Here is a 16,505-nt window from a genome sequence, read left to right as displayed (position 1 = left end):
GGCGCGGCCGGTTGCGCGGGCCGGGGGGCAGGCTTGCCGGGCGCCGCCTGGCCGCCGGCCGGCTTTCCGGCCGCTACCGCCTTCGCGTCTGCTGCCGCCTGCTTGTCGGCCGCCGCCTGCGCACGGGCGAGGGCCAGAGTCGCCGCTTCGGCAGCCTGTCCGGCCTGATAGGCCCGCTCCGCCTCGACGGTCGTGTCTTTGAGCAGGGCGAGCTGCTCGAACAGCTCGGTGGAGCGCTGCCGCTCGGTCTCGTAGGCCGCCTCCGCGGCCTGGGCGGCCACATTCGCCGCCTCATACTTGGTCAGGGACTCCGCGCTGAGCCGGGTGCGCTCGTCGGCAGCGGATGCCGCCTGCTCGCCGAGCGACTCGGCAGTGTTCTTGTCCTGCAGCGCCTCGCGGTAGATCGTGTCGGACTGCTCGCTCAGCTTGCTCGCGGTTCCGAGCTGCTCCAGCAGCTCGTCAGCGTTGTCGCCATCGAGGAACAAAGTCAGCGACAGATCCTGGGATCCGGCCTTCGCCAGGTGCGCGGCGATCAGGCCGGCCCGCATCTTCGAAACCGCAGCGCGGGCATCCGCTGCCGCAGCCTTCTCGGTCAGGCTCGCCTCGCGGGTTGTTGCCGCGTCGAGGTCATCCAGGGCGACCCGGTAGGTCTCCGCGGCGATCAGGGAGGCTTTGGTGGACGCGGCCGCCGAGGTCTGCAGGCCGACGAGCAGCTTGGTGATCGATTCGATCTCGGCCTGCTTGGTGGCCTCGCTGAGCTTGGCCTTCTGCACGTCGTCCCAGCTGGGGTAGCCGGGTTCGGCGAACGCCGCGGGGGCAACGGCGCCGACGGATGCCGCAACCGCCCCGAGCGCGACCGCGGCGAACAGCCGGGACGGTTTCTTGCGCCAGCCCCGTCGCTCGGTGCGCTGCGGTTCGGCGTGCTGTTCAGCGTGCTGAGGCTCGGTGCCCGTGGGCCCGGTGGCCTTAGCCAAGAGCCGCACCGCGATCCGCCATGAACGGAGCCGGGTTGATCTGGCTGCCGTTGGTGCGCACCTCGAAGTGCAGGTGACAGCCGCTGGCCGCCCCGGTCTCACCGGAACTGGCGATGTTCTGCCCCGCGGACACGCTCTGGCCGTTGGAGACGTAGATGCCGCCCGGCCGGATGTGAGCGTAGCCGGTGGAGACGCCGTTGGCGTGCTGGATCAGGACGAAGTTGCCGTAGGTGCCGTAGGTGCCCGCATAGATGACGGTCCCGCTGCTGGCCGCGTAGAGTCCGGCGCCGCAGCCGGTACCCAGGTCGGTGCCGCTGTGGAAGCCCTTGCTGCAGCCGCTGTTGCCGCAGATCACGGCCCGCGGTCCGTAGCCGTCGGTGATGCGCCCGCTGGCCGGTACTGCCCAGCCACCGCCGCCGACGGAACCGCCGCCGCCGGAGCTGCTCGAGCCTCCGCCGCCGCCGCCACCGCCGCCACTCGACTGGGCTGCTGCTGCAGCCGCCGCAGCAGCGGCAGCCCGTGCGTTTGCGGCGGCACGCTCCGCGCGCACCCGCTCGGCTTCGATCGCGGCCAGGCGGGCCCGTTCGGCCACACCCGCCTCGTAGCCGGCCGTCGTGGTGGCCTGGGCGTCCTGCATGAACCTGAGCTGGGCGTCGAGTTCGACGCTTTTCTCCTCGGACTCGGTCAGGGCGGCGGCGGCGGCCTGCGCGGCAGCCTGCGCGGCGGCGAGGGCGTCCTCGGCGGCGACGCGCAGCTTCTCGCGCTCGGTCCGGGCGACCTTGGCCTGGTCGCCGAGCGACTTGGCCACGTTCGTGGCTGTCTGAGCCTGCTCGTACACGCTGCTGCTTCGCTCGACGAGCTTGCTCATGCTGCCCAGCTTCGACAGCAGCGCATCGGCGTTCTCGCCGCTGGCCTCACCGTCGAGGAAGAGATTGACGCTGAGGTCGGTCCCGCCGGTGCGGTACAGCTGCGCGGCGAGCTGACCGGCCTGGCGGGTCGCGGTCTCGGCAACGATGGTGCTGGCCGTGGCCTGCGCCTCCAGGTCATCGGCGCGGCGGCTCGCCTCGTCGAATTTCTCCTGGGCGCTCTGCAACTCCGCTCCGCGGGCCTCGGATTCCGCCTGGGTCTGCGCGACCTGGGTCTGCAGATTGGCGATCAGATCCTGGATCGCGCTGACCTGCGCGGACGCGGCGGCCGTGTTCGACTTGGCGTTCTGCAGGTCTTCCCAAGACGGGTAGTCGATCGCCTGGGCTGGGCCGGCCGGGCCCACCAGGGCGACGAAGAGGGAGAGCGCGGCGACGAAACCGGTCGCCATGCTGACGCGGTGACGACGGATGCGCGGGTCTCGCGTGGTGCCATCGTCGTCCTGCCGAGTTCGTGCTTCGCGGCCGAATCGAACTGCCGTGCGCTTCATTACTCCCCGATCGGGTTCATTTCACACATCCGCTACTGCGGAAAGAACGGTTCACAATAACAACATGAGGGCAAAATTGCCCCCCTCGAATCTAGCCGCACGTCAAGCAAAACCCCGGGAATTCACAGGCTCGGCGGTTTCGACACCCCCGGGCGGCACATATTCCGATGTCGATTTGGGAATGTCAGCAGGTTCACCGTATGCTTATGCGTCGGAAGCCATGCGGTTTATGGCGTCTTGGCCCCATCGTTTAGCGGCCTAGGACGGCGCCCTTTCACGGCGTTAACACGGGTTCGAATCCCGTTGGGGCTACGCATCCTGAAGGTCTGGGATGTGCAAGAATAAACAAGTACGAAATCGCAACACGGATTCACAGCATCATGATCACCGCAAAAGATTCACAGCATCACCACTCAGAATGAAGACCTGAAGAGTTTTTCAGTTCTCATCACGAGGCCCTGTAGCGCAGTTGGTTAGCGCGCCGCCCTGTCACGGCGGAGGTCGCCGGTTCAAGTCCGGTCAGGGTCGCACAGGCAACAAGCCCTTTCGAAAGAGAGGGTTTTTTTCCTTGGAGCGGCTTCTCGAAGCTTCTTCTGGCCCTGTAGCTCAGTTGGTAGAGCGTTCGACTGAAAATCGAAAGGTCACCGGATCGACGCCGGTCGGGGCCACTGAAGGTCATTCCCAGGCTTCTACTGGGGTGGCCTTCTTTTTTTGCCTGTTTCGGCATCCGATGGCCCGCTCCCCCGGGCCACGCCCCTCCGCAAGTTCGCTCAGCTTCGTCCCCACTTTGGGGCGCTAGCGACTCCGGCGGGAACCACGGTAGGTTCCGTTTTGTCACACGCTGAGAAAACGTCAGATCACCATTGACGCCCGGGCAACCGGAATCGGCCTGCGCGGCGCCCCCACCGACCTGTAACCCGAACTGCAGGGAATCACCGTGAATCCGATTCGAACGTGTCGACCTTCCTGCCGCCACTCCACGATGCGGCGCGTCATCCTCCCGCCGCACGAGGCAACCTGATGGGCATCGCGACATCGGCCGAGATCGACCCGAGCGCCGTGATCGGCCCCGGCTGCCAGATTCGCACCCTGGTGCAGGTGGGCGAATACGCGCGGCTCGGACCGGACTGCATCCTCGGGCGCGGCGCCTACATCGGTCCCGGTGTCGTCGTCGGACGGCACTGCGTTATTCAGGACTACGCGGTCGTCTATCAGCCGTCTCTGCTCGAAGATGGAGTCTTCGTCGGCGCGGCGGCGGTCTTCACGAACGACGCGCATCCGCGGGCCATCAGTCCCGACGGAACGCGCAAGGCGATCGATGAGCGGGACCTGGTCGGGGTGACCGTGCGCACCGGGGCGTCGATCGGGGCAAATGCTGTGTGCATCGCGCCGCTCACGATCGGGCGCTGGGCCATGGTGGCAGCGGGCGCGGTGGTCACCGAGGACGTCCCCGATTACGCCCTGGTGGCCGGCGTGCCCGCCCAGCGCATCGGCTGGGTCGGGCGGAGCGGGATGCCGCTCCGGGCGGGCGCCGACGGCAGCCTCGTCTGCCCGGTCACCGGCGAGGAGTACACCGAGCACGACGGCCTGCTCACGCGCGACTGATCGGCCGGCGCTACAGCTCCGCGTCAGAAGGGGCGAACGTGTCGCAGCTGCCGACACCGTCGCTGAAACCGGTCTGGAACCACCGCTGGCGTTGCTCGCTGGAGCCGTGGGTCCAGGCCTCCGGGTTGACCTGGCCCTGCATGGACTCCTGGATGCGGTCGTCTCCGATCGCGGATGCCGCGCTGAGCGCATCCTGGATCTGTGCCGCCGTGATGGGCTTCAGGAAGGGAACTCCCCCGGTGTCGCGGGTGTCAGAGGCCGCACCGGCCCACGCGCCGGCAAAACAGTCTGCCTGCAGTTCGACCCGCACCGCGTTGGAGCCGTCCCCGGTCTGTCCGTCCTGGGCGGCCGCGAGGGTGCCTTCCAGATTCTGGATGTGGTGACCCCATTCGTGCGCCACGACATACATCTCGGCGAGGGGACCGCCGGAGGCACCGAAGCGGGTGCGCAGGTCGCCGAAGAATGCGGTGTCGATGTAGATGGTCGCATCCGGCGGGCAGTAGAACGGCCCGGTTGCACTCGTGGCCCCGCCGCACGCCGTGCCGACGCTGTCGGTGAACAGTGCGACCGGCGGTTGCTGGTACTCGATTCCGCGGGCAGGCAGTTCCTCGCCCCAGAACACGTCAAGGGATGCCGCGGCGCCCTTGATCCGGCATTCGACGTCGTCGTTCGCCTGGGCCCCGGTCGTGCACTCGGACAGATTGGACACACTGCCGGCGTCGGCGGGCTGCGTGCCACCGCCGGCCAGGCCGCTCAGATCCACTCCCAGGACCTGGGAGAGCAGGAACAGGACGATCACACCCACTCCGCCGCCGCCCACGGCGATCCCCGTATTGCGGCCCCGCTTGCTGACCCGGCCGCCGCCGATATTCGCGTTGTCGTTGAACGTCATGAGAAAAAGCTACCCGGTGAAACGGGGCGTCTTTTCCGGCGCGGTCTGCGCAGTGCGCTCAGGCCGATGACCGGACCACTGCACACGGTTTCTGCGTCCCCCCGTTCGGGGCACCAGCCTTCCTGCGCGTTCCGGGGTATGGTCTCCTCGCAAGCAGTTGAAAATCCATCACTTATTGGTTCGCCCGGGTGGCCCGTTCCCTAGACGGGTCCCCCGCGCGAATCCCACCCGCTCTGTAAACCCGAAATGCAGAGGATTCCGTGAACACGTTTGCTACGTGTCGACGTGTTCGTCGACCCATTTTTGACGGCCCCACCCCGGCCGCGTCCCCAGCGCTGCACTGCGCCCGCCCGCGAATCTTCGGTGGCGGGGTGAGCACACGGTGACGGATCCACGACCGCGCCTGCCTTACGCCGGGCGTCTCCCCAGAACCCAGCCGAAGCTTGCCCTGGTGCCGGCACCGGCAGTCACGAACCCGGTCAGCGTCGACGCGAGGTCGTCCGGTCTGGTCTGGGCCCGACAGTTTCGCGCGAAACTCTTGTTGAGCGACGTGGGCATCGTCATGGTCGCGGTCACGACCGCCCTGCTGGTCAGATTCCGCGGGGAGGATGCCCGGGCATCCATCGGCGGATATCAGGCCGACTACTGGCTGGTCGCGCTGCTCATCGCACTGAGCTGGATCGCCACCCTGGGCGTCTTCCACACCAGAGACTCGCGCGTCATTGGAATCGGGGCGACCGAGTACAAGCAGGTGATCAACGCGAGCGCGATCGCTTTCGGCCTCCTCGCCATCGGCTTCCTGGCGTTCCAGGTCGACGTTGCACGCGGCTTCTTCGTGCTCGCACTCCCCCTCGGCATTTGCGGCCTCGTCCTGGAACGTTGGCTGTGGCGGCGGTGGTTGCTGCGCCAGCGGCTGTTCGGCCACTACCTCGCGCGCGTCATCGTGGTCGGCAATCGTGCCGATGTCGAATACGTGGTCGGCCAGATCGAGAAGGCCGGCGCCACCTATTACGTGGTGGGGGTCGCACTCGCGAACGGTTCGACGACCGCTGTGAAAAGCGAGAGCCGCACGATCCCAGTGGTTTCCGACCCCGCGCACGTTGCGATCGCGGCCTCCGATCTTGCCGTCGACACGGTGATCGTCGCAGGCCAGCCGGCTGGAGGCAGCGAATACATCCGCACGCTCGGCTGGCAGTTGGAGGGGACCTCCGCTGACCTGGTGCTGTCCAACCAGCTCACGGATGTCGCCGGTCCCCGCATCCATTTCCGCCCGGTCGAGGGGCTGCCCCTGATCCACGTGGAGATACCGCAATTCGAGGGAGCGAAGCATGTGCTCAAGCGCGTTCTCGACATCGGGGTGTCCGGAATTTCACTCCTTTTCTTCTGGCCGCTCCTGCTGGCCATCGCGATTGCCGTGAAGCTCGACTCACCCGGCCCCGTCCTCTTCCACCAGGAGCGATGCGGGCGCAATGAGCGCACCTTTCAAATGGTCAAGTTCCGCTCCATGGTTCAGACGGCAGAAGACGACCTCGCAGGGCTGCTCGACCAGAACGAGGCATCCGGGGCCCTCTTCAAGATTCGCAATGACCCGCGCATCACTCGGGTGGGTCGTGTGCTCCGCAAGTACTCGCTGGACGAATTGCCTCAGCTCTGGAACATCCTGGTCGGGAACATGAGCCTCGTCGGCCCGCGCCCGCCGCTTCCGGTGGAGGTCGAAGCCTACGAGACCCACGTGCATCGGCGCCTGTACATCAAACCGGGCCTGACAGGGATGTGGCAGGTCAACGGTCGGTCGAACCTGAGCTGGGAGGACAGTGTGCGACTGGACCTCTACTACGTCGAGAACTGGTCGTTGGCCGGTGACCTCATCATCATCTGGCGCACCTTCAAAACGGTCATGCGACCAGTGGGTGCGTACTGATGACCTACGAAAAAGCATCGATCAAGGGAGGTACATCTTGACACGAACAGTCGGCTACGCTGGCGGGGCTTTCGACCTGTTCCACATCGGTCACCTCAACATCCTCAAACACGCGAAGAGCCAGTGCGACTATTTGATCGCCGGCGTGCTGTCTGACGAAATGCTCCTGGTGACCAAGGGCGCCGTACCCGTTGTGCCACTGGCCGAGAGGCTTGAGATCGTTCGTCACATCGCCTTCGTCGATGAAGCGATAGCGGAAGTGGCTGAAGACAAGATGGACACCTGGCGCACGCTTCGCTTCGACGTCTACTTCAAGGGCGACGATTGGAAGGGCACCGAGAGAGGTCGCCTTCTTGAGCGCCAGTTCGCCGAGGTCGGCGTGGACGTCGTCTATTTTCCGTACACCGTTTCGACCTCGAGCACGGCCCTCCGGCTTGCGCTGAAGGCTCTGGCCCCGAACGCCGCCGGCCATCGACCGGTTCATGACTACAGCAACAGCGAGCGATAGGACGACCATGGTGCCGAAAAGGGCGTTGATCACCGGGGTAACCGGCCAGGACGGCTCATATCTGGCCGAGTTCCTCCTGTCCATGGGCTATGAGGTTCACGGCCTCAAGCGCCGGTCGTCGCAGCTCAACACCCAGCGAATCGATCACATCTATCAGGACCCGCACGAGCACGACGCGCGTTTCTTCCTGCACTTCGGAGATCTGTCCGATTCGTCGAACCTCACCCGCATCATTCAGGAGGTGCAGCCGGATGAGATCTACAACCTGGGTGCACAGTCCCATGTGGCTGTCAGCTTCGAAATGCCCGAATACACCGCTGACATCGACGCCCTGGGAACTCTGCGTCTCCTCGAAGCGGTGAGATTGCTGGGGATGACGGACAGGGTCAGGTTCTACCAGGCCTCGACATCAGAGCTGTACGGGTTGGTCCGGGAGACACCGCAAAGCGAAATCACTCCCTTTTATCCACGTTCTCCGTATGCGGTCGCCAAGCTGTACGCCTATTGGATGACCGTGAATTACCGAGAGTCCTACGGGATGTACGCCTGCAACGGGATTCTGTTCAATCACGAATCCCCGCGCCGCGGTGAGACGTTCGTGACGAGGAAGATCACCCGGGCCATCGCCAACATGGCCCAGGGTCTCGAGTCCTGCCTGTTCCTCGGAAATATGAACTCGCTTCGAGACTGGGGCCATGCACGCGACTATGTTCGCCTCCAGTGGATGATGCTGCAGCAGGATTCGCCGGAGGACTTCGTGATTGCCACGGGAGTCCAGTACTCGGTGCGCGAATTCGTCGAATGGTCGGCGAATGAGGCTGGAATCACCCTGCGATTCGAGGGTGAAGGTCTGAACGAGATCGGCATCGTCGACAGCGTCGTCGGGGACCTCGCGCCGGCTGTTCACCCCGGTGACGTCATAGTGAGAGTCGATCCCCGTTACTTCAGGCCGGCCGAAGTGGAGACCCTGCTCGGCGACTCGACACGGGCCCGTCTCAAGCTGGGCTGGCTGCCGGAGATCAGCGTGCGAGAGATGTGCGCGGAAATGGTTGCCTCAGACCTCGTGATCGCCCAGAAGAGCGTCCTCCTGGAGAGTCACGGTTTCCCTTCCCTCGTGTCTTGGGATACCTGGTGACCCGAAACACCGGCGCTGCTGTCTATGTCGCGGGACACAACGGAATGGTGGGATCGGCGATCGTGCGACGACTCACGTCGTTGGGTTACGTCAACATCGTGACCGCCAGTCATTCGGAACTCGACCTTGTCGACCAGCGAGCCGTTCGGGCCTTTTTCGAGGCCAATCGCATCGATCAGGTCTATCTCGCTGCCGCGAAAGTCGGCGGGATCGAAGCCAACAACTCGTCCCCGGCCGATTTCATCTACGACAACCTCCTGATCGAGGCCAACATCATCAAGTCCTCACACGACTTCGGCGTTCCGAGACTCCTCTTCCTCGGTTCGTCCTGCATCTATCCCCGGCTCGCCGACCAGCCGATACGTGAAGAGGCCCTGATGACCGGCGCACTGGAATCGACGAACGAGCCGTACGCCGTGGCAAAGATCGCGGGGATCAAGCTCTGCGAGAGCTTCAATCGTCAATACGGGCGCGACTATCGCAGCGTGATGCCCACGAATCTCTACGGTCCCGGTGACAACTACCACCCTGTGAACAGTCACGTCATTCCCGGACTGCTGAGGCGCTTCCACGAGGCCGCCGCGAACGGGCTCGATGAGGTTGTCATCTGGGGCAGCGGCACCCCGAAACGTGAGTTCATGCATGTTGATGATCTGGCAGCGGCTGCCGCGCACGTCATGGAGCTGGAGCGCAGTGACTATTGCGCGAAAACCCAGCCGATGCTCTCGCACGTGAACGTGGGAACAGGCGTCGAATGCAGCATCGCAGAGCTTGCTGGACTGGTGGCATCCGTGACCGGTTTCACGGGCCGCCTGACCTTCGATTCCACCAAACCGGATGGGACCCCGCGCAAGCTGCTGGACGTGTCACGCCTGCGCTCGCTCGGATGGCAGTCGACCATCAGCCTGGAAGACGGTCTGAGCGATGCCTATCACTGGTTCCTCGTCCACCAGGGCGACTTCCGTGGCCGGATCCTGGAGGGCGCATGCGGCTCACCGTCATAGGACTCAACTATCGCCCCGAGCTCACGGGCATCGCGGTGTACACCACGGGCCTGGCTGAGAGACTCGCCTCTGATCGTGGGAACTCAGTCCATGTCATCGCCGGGTACCCGCACTACCCGGAGTGGCGAGTCCACGCAGGATTCACCGGACTGAGCCGGACGGACGAGTCGGCCGGCGTCACGGTGAAACGGCTGAGGCATTACATTCCATCGAGGCCGCGCCTCATCAACCGCCTCGCGATGGAGATCCAGTTCGGGCTTCGGGCCGCATTCAGCTCGTGGGACCGACCCGAGGTCCTTCTCCTCGTCACTCCCGCGTTGTTCTCCGCCGCGATCGTTTCCCTCCGTGCCCGCCTCGTGGGCACCAGGACGTGCATCTGGGTTCAGGACATCTATTCTCTGGGAGTCTCCGAGAGCGGCGCCGGCGGGCGGATCGCCGCGCTGGCGCTGAGACGCGTGGAGCGGGCGGTGCTGGGGTCGGCGTCGACCATCGTTGTCATCCACGAACGCTTCAAGCGCTACCTCGTTGCGGAACTGGGGATCGAAGCAGACCGGGTGGAAGTCGTTCGCAACTGGTGTCACATCGAAGACGCCCCCGGCAACCGGGTGGAGACGCGACGCGCACGGGGCTGGGGCCCGGACGACATCATCGTGCTTCATGCGGGCAACATGGGCATGAAGCAGGGCCTGGAGAATGTTGTGGCTGCGTCCAGGATCGCTGAGTCTCGTGGGTCGCGGGTTCGATTCGTCCTTCTAGGCGATGGAAACCAGCGGCCGGCTCTTCAGGCCGAAGGTGGGAACAGCCACCTCGAGTTTCTCCGCCCGCTCCCTGAGGACGAATTCCGAGCCACTCTGGCGGCGGCGGACGTTCTGCTGTTGAACGAGCGACCCGGCCTGACCGAAATGTCGGTTCCCAGCAAACTGACGTCGTATTTCCAATCCGGCCTGCCGGTCATCGCAGCGACCGACAGATCGAGCATCACAGCCGAGGAGCTTGCAGTCGCGGGCGCGGGGTTACGAGTGGATGCCGCCGCCCCCGACGCCCTCGTAGAGGCGGCTGAAAGGCTCGGGCTCGACGCGAAAGCCTCTCACGCCTACGGCGTTGCAGGTCGTCGCTTCGCGGCCGATATTCTCGGGGTGGGACCGGCAATCACACGGTTCCAGGCCATCCTGGAGCGGCTTGCCCCCCGCCAGCGCGAAGAACGTGACGACCGAGCTCCAATAGTGCCGCCGCCACCCGTCAGAGGATTTTGACTGCGCGGAATTCCACTGGCGGGGCACCCCGATAGTTCTTGCAGAGCCAGAAGTAGCTCCCCCGATAGGCGGCGTCCTTCGTTTCAAACGACCATCCCCGGCCATCCAGACGGTAGACGGTGATCCCGACGGGAGTCACCGCGACCTCGAGCTGGACCCATTGACCGGCACGGGCAGCCGTTGTGTCCACAGAGCCGAGCAACGTCCCATCCACGTCTCCGGCGGCTCGCCGAAAGAGCTCGAGGGATCCGGTCGGGCGCAGGATGACATGGTAGGCCGAGACTTCGCCGGCGATGCGAACACGGTACGGTCGGTCGTCGTCGGCGCAGAACGCGATTCCGGCGTGCTCACGTGCCTGCGGTAGCCTGTCCGGCCAGCACAGTTCACACTGGATGCGATAGGTGTCCGCCCCCGAGGGACTCATCGAACCCATGAGATAGCTCTGAATATCCTGGTGAGACAGCGAGATGGATTCGTTCTTCTCAACGAAGGCCGGCTGAACGCCCCAGCCCTTGTCCGTTGTCCAGGGGAGGTCCCCGGCGGTCCGCAACCCTGAGGCGAAGTGGTCGACCGTCTCCGGCTGGGCGATCTCAGTGACATAGGGCAAGTTCGAACACATCAAACCGGCAACACCGAGTGCGCCCATTCGATCCTTCATCCACCGATAATGTATTTCCCAGGCGATGACCGGTTTCCCGAATGCCACGACGCGGGCAATTTCTGCGTCTGATGCCGTGTGCGGAACACCCAGGTAGTCGAAACGCCCGGCGAGCCTGTCCAGGTCGCCGAAGAGCTCCGGTCCGAAGTAACCCCAGCACTTGTACCCTCTCTCCGCGGCGAGGGCGTATTGTCCGGCACCCCCCCACTGCTTCCAGACGAAATGCGAGGTGGCGTCCGGATACGTGTCCATCAGGTCGAGGAGCGCGACGGCGTTGGTTCCCTGCTTGTCTTCGATGAATATCACGTGCGTCGCGGCGAACAGGTCCAGGACATCGTCCAGCCGGGGGATGGGCTGCGGTTCGGCGGCAGGCCCGAGCCAGTCTCGCGCATCGACTCTCAGCGTCGAGAGTTCCGCCCAGGTTGTTTCGGAGATGATGAGGTCCTGACCAGTGGAGCGCAGGGTGGACTTGTCGTGATGACACACCAAAACGCCGTCCGAGGTCGCGTTCACTGAAATCTCTATGGCTTGGGCTCCGAGCTCGACCGCCTTCGAGTATGCCTCCCGGGTGTGCTCGGGCCAGTTGTCGCCCGACCCGCGGTGCCCGATATAGAACGGTTTGGCCGAGAAGAGGGTGTCCACAGTGGAGGCAACCTGGCCAGAGATAGCTGGCGATTTCGCGGGGCCGGGGACAGGGGTGGCCCGCCGCGGATCTGCCTGACAAGCGCTGAGCAGGAGGGCGGAGCCGCCCATGACGAACAAAGTCCGTCGGTTGAACGGGACCCCCGCCCTGCCAGCCCTCGTCATGGAGCGGTGTAGGTGAGCGTCAGCAACGGTCGGTACGTCGCGCTCGGAGCGTTGTTCGACCACAGGCGCAAGTTGTCCAAACCACTGGAGAACAGTGCAAAGGACTGCGTGGAGCCCGCCAACCCGCTGAGCTCCGCAGCGTTCAGGGTGATTGTGTACGGCGTGTGCGTCGCCGTCGCCCCGGTCACGGCGCCCAGCGCCGCCCCGTCACCGGTCGGCCGGTTGTTCCAGTTCACTGTGCTCTCGGTCCACGCACCCGCGACAAGCCTGAGGGTGTGCGAGTCGACCGACCCTGCCGACGGATCTCCCGAAGTCCGCAGCCGGATCGTCGCTCCGGACAGCACCATGCCCGCCGGAGCGGCCGGAAGGTTGAACGCCAGATAGGACTCGATTGGAGAATTCCCGCCGGCGCCACGCGAGGAAAGTTGACTGTCTGAGCCGTAGTTGGTCGTCGGTGATGTCCGATACACCATCGCATCACCGGTTGGATAGGCCGTCAGCACCACCGGCTCCACTGGGGTTGGCGAGACCGTGGCTTCGACGGACTCCGATGCACCACTCACGTTCCCCGCCGCGTCGCGGGATGCTACTCGGTAATACCAGGTACCGGGGGCCAAACCGGAATCTGAGTAGTTCGTGCCGGTCGCATCGGCGATCTTCGACGACGGCTCGGCCACGAACCCAGCCGACGAGCCTCGATAGACCTGATAGCCAGTGACCGCCACATTGTCGGTCGCCGCCGACCAGGTCAGCGCCACAGACGTTCCGGACGCCGACGCGGTGAGACCTGCCGGCACACTCGGTGCCTCGGCATCCGGGGGCGCCGCCACCGTCACCGAGGCTGCCGCGGAAGCAGCACTGGCGTTACCCGCCGTGTCCACAGCGACGAGCTTGTAGTACCAGGTGCCCGCGGGAACCGCCGGATCGGTCCAGGTGGTAGCGGTCACGTCGGCGACCTTGGTTGCCGCGCTGACCGGGAAGGACTCGGCCGCACCCCGATGCACCTGATAGCCGGCCACCGCGTTGTTGTCCGTGGACGCGGCCCAGTTCACTTGGGCGTCCCCGGCGACCAGCGTCGCCTGGACTTCCTGCGGAACCGTCGGCGGGGTGGTGTCGTTGATGCCAAGTGAGTAGTGGCTGGACACCTCACCGGCGGACAACCCGTTGGGGTAGATTGCCACCTCGTCCAGGTCGCCGGTGAAGTAACCGTTTGACGGTTGCTGGGGCCACGAGTTCAGGTTTCCCCCGCCCGCCCTCCAGTAACCGGTGAAGGCCTGATTCACTGCGGTGGCGTTCGTGCCGGTGAGCACAGCATCGACATAGAGTTTCATGCCACTGGAATCCTGCACAGCGACCACGTGGTGCCAGACATTGTCGTTGTACGTGCCCGGCGTAGTCACCGTTTGGAAGCCGCCGGCATAGACGCCGAAGATCAGGTTGCCAGCATTGGTCATGTACACCTGCTTGTCGTAATTGCTTCCCGATCCGGTGGCTGCGTTCTCATAACCCGTGAGTTTTCCGCCTGCGGTGGTGTCGGTCTTGAACCACGCCTCAGTCGAGAACGCTGCGGTCGAACCGCCCTCCGGCGAGGCGACGACACTGTCCGCGGACCCGGTGGTCCGCACCGCGAATCCCCCGTTCACGACGGCCGGCTGTTGTAGCTGAACCTGACTGCCGATGCTGCCGTTGCGCTGCCCCAGGAACGAGGAATCCGCTGCGACTGCTCCCGATGCCTCGTCGAGGCGCCAGTACAGGTCAGGGTTGGAGTTGAACACCGCCGCACCGTAGGCATCCGCTGGCGGCTCCTGTGTCACGACCGTGCCGCCACCGAGCTGATAGTGCCTGGCAACCTGGTTGAGTGTCAGAGCGCGATCGTAAACGGCCGTCTCATCGATCGCGCCGGCGAAGAAGGAACTGCTCGGCCGGTTGGGCCAGCCATTGAGATTGTCACCGCCGACCCGCCAGGTTCCCTGGTAGGGCTGGGCTGTTGTTGTCGAGTTGGTTCCGACCTGAACCCCGTCAATGTACAGCGCGAGACCGGCCGGGCCCTGCGTGGCGACAAGGTGGTGCCACTTGCTGTCGTTGTACGCCAAGGGGGTGCGGATGGTCTGAGCATTGCCGACGTACACGCCGAAGTTGATGCGCCCGCTGTCCTCCATATAGACGTGGCGGTCATAGCTGGAACTCGCAACATAGGCGCCTGTATGCGTCTTCGGGCGGCCGTTGCCGTAGCCGATGATCTTGCCGCCTCTCGTTGTGTTCGTGTTGAACCACGTCTCAATCGTGTAGCTGGTCGGGCCTGGACGCATCTGGTCGCTCAACGCATAGTCATTCACTCCGTCCAGCTGGGCTGCGGTACTCGCACCGGGAACAGCACCGGTGGCATTTCGCAGCATGCCGTTCTGGTAGAGCCCGTTGAGTCCGGTCGTGGTCGGCCCGGACTTATCCTGAGCCCAGACACCGGTTTGCTCGTCGTACCGCCAATAGAGCGAAGGGCTATCAGCTACAACCTGTCCTGCGTAGTCGATCGTCTTCGTCACGGCTCGCGCCGACGCTGTGCCCGAAAGCCCACTCACGTTGATTCCGTCGCTAGCGCTTACCCGGTAGGTGTAGGTGGTGCCGGGCACCGCCGTGGTGTCGACGAATGTCACCTGCGGCCGCACCCACCACATCGAAGAAGCCGTACCGGTCCAGATCGGAGTAGCCGCACCGTTTCGGTAGACGTTATAGGTGAGAAGACTGTCATCGGGATCGACGACCGTGCGGAACCTCACCTGAACGGCGCCGGAAGTCAACGCCTCCGCGGCAACTTCCGGTACGGGAGGAGCACCCGTGTCGGTCGTGCTGAACCGAGTCAGGCCCTGTTGCGCTGCGCCGTTGATAACCGTGAACTCGCCGCCGGCCCAGAGGTACTTCTTGCCGGTGGTCTTTCCGGTGGCGACGACCAACGCGCGCGGTCCGATTCCCTCGCCGGTTCCGTCGTTGGCGGCGGGGAACCAGCCGAGGAGAGTGGGATTGTCGGTCTTGTTGGCGGTGAAGTAAATCCGCTTCCCGTCAGCGAACGCATTGTTGTTGCTTGCGCAGTCGTGATGGTGATTTGCCGAATACAGAGTCCCCTCATACGGGAGGACCGCCTGCGTTGCGCCGAGGCAGGTGTTGCGCCAGCGCTCGTTGAGCGTGTTCCAGTCGATGGAGAACGTGCCGTCGAAGACACCGCCGCCTGTGCCTTCGTTGCCTCCGTAGAAGCTCGTTGCGTCGCTGCTGAGCGATTTTGTCACTGAGTTCCGGTGGATGAATCCGACCGGGTAGTTCCTGACGTTCGTACCGGTGACAGCGTCAACGACACCGATGGAGTGTGAGGCCTGCCCGTTGACGGTGAAGAAGTCGCCTCCGATGGCAACCTTGGTGCGGTCCGGGGACACCGTGACGGCACGTCCGGGCAGTTCGACGTCTGCCACCCAGGGCAGCAGAGCGCCTGTGGTGGAATTGACCGCCGCAAAACGCTGCCGCGGCTGGGAGGCGACCGTCGTGAACTGGCCTCCGAGATACACGGTGTTCTCCGTCACGGCAATGGCGTAAACGGGGCCGGACACGGCAGCGACCCGGAAGGGCTTGACCGTGCAGGCAACCGGGTCGATCGCTGCGATCCGATTGACGCTGACACCGCCGATGCTGCTGAAGCTGCCGCCGACGTACACCGTGTTTCCATCTGGTGACGTCGTGATGGCCCTTACGCTCGGCGTACCTCCCGCAAGGAGGGCCTGCAGCTGACAGCTGTCAGGTGCCCCTGTCTCCGCATCAAAGATCGCAAGGGACCTGACGTTCCTCACCGTGCCGGTTCCGCCGTTCGGCGGCCGGAGCTGCGAGAATTCACCACCGGCGACCACCCGCCCATTGGCCTGACCGACGGCGTAAACCAAACCGTTCGTCTGCCAGGCGGGGAGATTATCTGCGCTGAACTGGACTCCACTGGAAATCGCAGATGCGGAGACGATGGGTGTCGCCAGGAGCATCCCGGATACGACACCAACGGTCGCCAAAACACTGACAAGTTTACGCATAGCCAATTTATCCCTCGGGTAATCAGCGCTCCGCGCTAGGGTTCGCGAATGCTGCGGGTTAAATATCGGACGGGGCTGCCTGCGGATCGAACTGCGGATCGAAAAACTGATTTTCAGACGTGCACAAGAAAAGAATCTGCCCGCACCGTACTCCGCCCTGTTCGGTAACCACAATGCCAAGAACCGGTAATTCACCCCCTCCACGGGAGGCATGCCAAGATTCCCGGTCAGGGATACGCTCGGCACGATCCCGCACGGGTTCTCCCGGCCACC

Annotated in this window: 11 protein-coding genes and 3 tRNA genes; 9 read left to right on the top strand and 5 right to left on the bottom strand. The window is 64.5% G+C overall.

Features of this window, described 5'->3' with window-relative positions; all coding sequences use genetic code 11:
* Both E3T49_RS05720 and E3T49_RS05715 read right to left on the bottom strand, forming a co-directional pair.
* Window positions 1–974: hypothetical protein (locus E3T49_RS05720; protein ID WP_134423998.1), on the bottom strand; the 974-nt coding region annotated here is incomplete at its 3' end.
* Window positions 967–2,388 carry a M23 family metallopeptidase gene (locus E3T49_RS05715; protein WP_241972672.1) on the bottom strand — a complete coding sequence of 474 codons (1,422 nt, stop codon included), beginning with the start codon at window positions 2,386–2,388 and terminating at the stop codon, window positions 967–969. The genes E3T49_RS05720 and E3T49_RS05715, both read right to left, overlap by 8 nt.
* A 239-nt stretch (window positions 2,389–2,627) precedes the next feature.
* On the opposite strand from E3T49_RS05715, the gene E3T49_RS05710 reads away from it, so the two are divergent.
* From E3T49_RS05710 to E3T49_RS05695, 4 genes are all read left to right on the top strand, one after another.
* Window positions 2,628–2,700: transfer RNA gene (locus E3T49_RS05710), tRNA-Glu, on the top strand.
* A 142-nt stretch (window positions 2,701–2,842) separates the two neighbouring features.
* Window positions 2,843–2,916: transfer RNA gene (locus E3T49_RS05705), tRNA-Asp, on the top strand.
* A gap of 67 nt (window positions 2,917–2,983) precedes the next feature.
* Window positions 2,984–3,056 (top strand) — tRNA-Phe (locus E3T49_RS05700).
* A 352-nt stretch (window positions 3,057–3,408) separates the two neighbouring features.
* Window positions 3,409–3,993: an acyltransferase gene (locus E3T49_RS05695; RefSeq protein ID WP_134423997.1), complete on the top strand. Its 585-nt coding sequence runs from the start codon at window positions 3,409–3,411 to the stop codon at window positions 3,991–3,993.
* 10 nt (window positions 3,994–4,003) lie between these two features.
* Here E3T49_RS05695 and ypfJ read toward each other — a convergent pair whose 3' ends face one another.
* Window positions 4,004–4,885, bottom strand: coding sequence for a KPN_02809 family neutral zinc metallopeptidase (gene ypfJ, locus E3T49_RS05690; RefSeq protein WP_134423996.1), 882 nt, complete (start codon window positions 4,883–4,885; stop codon window positions 4,004–4,006).
* Window positions 4,886–5,336: 451 nt separating this feature from the next.
* Here ypfJ and E3T49_RS05685 point away from each other — a divergent pair, with 451 nt between their 5' ends.
* The 5 genes from E3T49_RS05685 to E3T49_RS05665 are packed head-to-tail and all read left to right on the top strand — an operon-like array spanning window position 5,337 to window position 10,706.
* Window positions 5,337–6,806: a sugar transferase gene (locus E3T49_RS05685; protein ID WP_241972671.1), complete on the top strand. Its 1,470-nt coding sequence runs from the start codon at window positions 5,337–5,339 to the stop codon at window positions 6,804–6,806.
* Between the two features lie 37 nt (window positions 6,807–6,843).
* The gene (locus E3T49_RS05680) at window positions 6,844–7,314 is read left to right on the top strand and encodes an FAD synthase family protein (protein ID WP_134423995.1); all 471 of its coding nucleotides are present in this window, start codon (window positions 6,844–6,846) and stop codon (window positions 7,312–7,314) included.
* 10 nt (window positions 7,315–7,324) lie between these two features.
* A complete protein-coding gene (gmd, locus tag E3T49_RS05675) occupies window positions 7,325–8,449 on the top strand; it encodes a GDP-mannose 4,6-dehydratase (RefSeq protein WP_241972674.1) in 1,125 nt (374 codons plus the stop codon).
* Entirely contained in the window at window positions 8,446–9,453 is a 1,008-nt protein-coding gene (fcl, locus tag E3T49_RS05670) for a GDP-L-fucose synthase (RefSeq protein WP_134423993.1), read from the top strand. Before gmd ends, fcl begins: the two co-directional genes overlap by 4 nt.
* Window positions 9,435–10,706, top strand: coding sequence for a glycosyltransferase family 4 protein (locus E3T49_RS05665; protein WP_166785482.1), 1,272 nt, complete (start codon window positions 9,435–9,437; stop codon window positions 10,704–10,706). The genes fcl and E3T49_RS05665 overlap by 19 nt, the downstream gene beginning before the upstream one ends.
* On the opposite strand, the gene E3T49_RS05660 is transcribed toward E3T49_RS05665, so the two are convergent.
* Window positions 10,693–12,006 (bottom strand): glycerophosphodiester phosphodiesterase, encoded by a 1,314-nt coding sequence (locus tag E3T49_RS05660; protein WP_166785481.1) that lies wholly within the window; start codon window positions 12,004–12,006, stop codon window positions 10,693–10,695. The genes E3T49_RS05665 and E3T49_RS05660 overlap by 14 nt on opposite strands.
* 161 nt (window positions 12,007–12,167) lie before the next feature.
* Window positions 12,168–16,445, bottom strand: a complete 4,278-nt coding sequence (locus E3T49_RS05655) for a LamG-like jellyroll fold domain-containing protein (RefSeq protein WP_134423990.1) — start codon at window positions 16,443–16,445, stop codon at window positions 12,168–12,170.
* Window positions 16,446–16,505 lie beyond the last annotated feature (60 nt).

Origin of the sequence: Cryobacterium cryoconiti, from assembly GCF_004403065.1 — a bacterium.
In the GTDB taxonomy this organism is placed as follows: Bacteria; Actinomycetota; Actinomycetes; order Actinomycetales; family Microbacteriaceae; genus Cryobacterium; species Cryobacterium cryoconiti.
Note: the sequence above shows the minus strand (reverse complement) of the source record. Positions and strands in the feature narration are given on the sequence as shown.

Coding starts and splice junctions, on each gene's coding strand:
- E3T49_RS05715 (WP_241972672.1), bottom strand. CDS start 2,388: ATGAAGCGCACGGCAGTTCGATTCGGCCGCGAAGCACGAACTCGGCAG.
- ypfJ (WP_134423996.1), bottom strand. CDS start 4,885: ATGACGTTCAACGACAACGCGAATATCGGCGGCGGCCGGGTCAGCAAG.
- E3T49_RS05695 (WP_134423997.1), top strand. CDS start 3,409: ATGGGCATCGCGACATCGGCCGAGATCGACCCGAGCGCCGTGATCGGC.
- E3T49_RS05655 (WP_134423990.1), bottom strand. CDS start 16,445: ATGCCTCCCGTGGAGGGGGTGAATTACCGGTTCTTGGCATTGTGGTTA.
- E3T49_RS05665 (WP_166785482.1), top strand. CDS start 9,435: ATGCGGCTCACCGTCATAGGACTCAACTATCGCCCCGAGCTCACGGGC.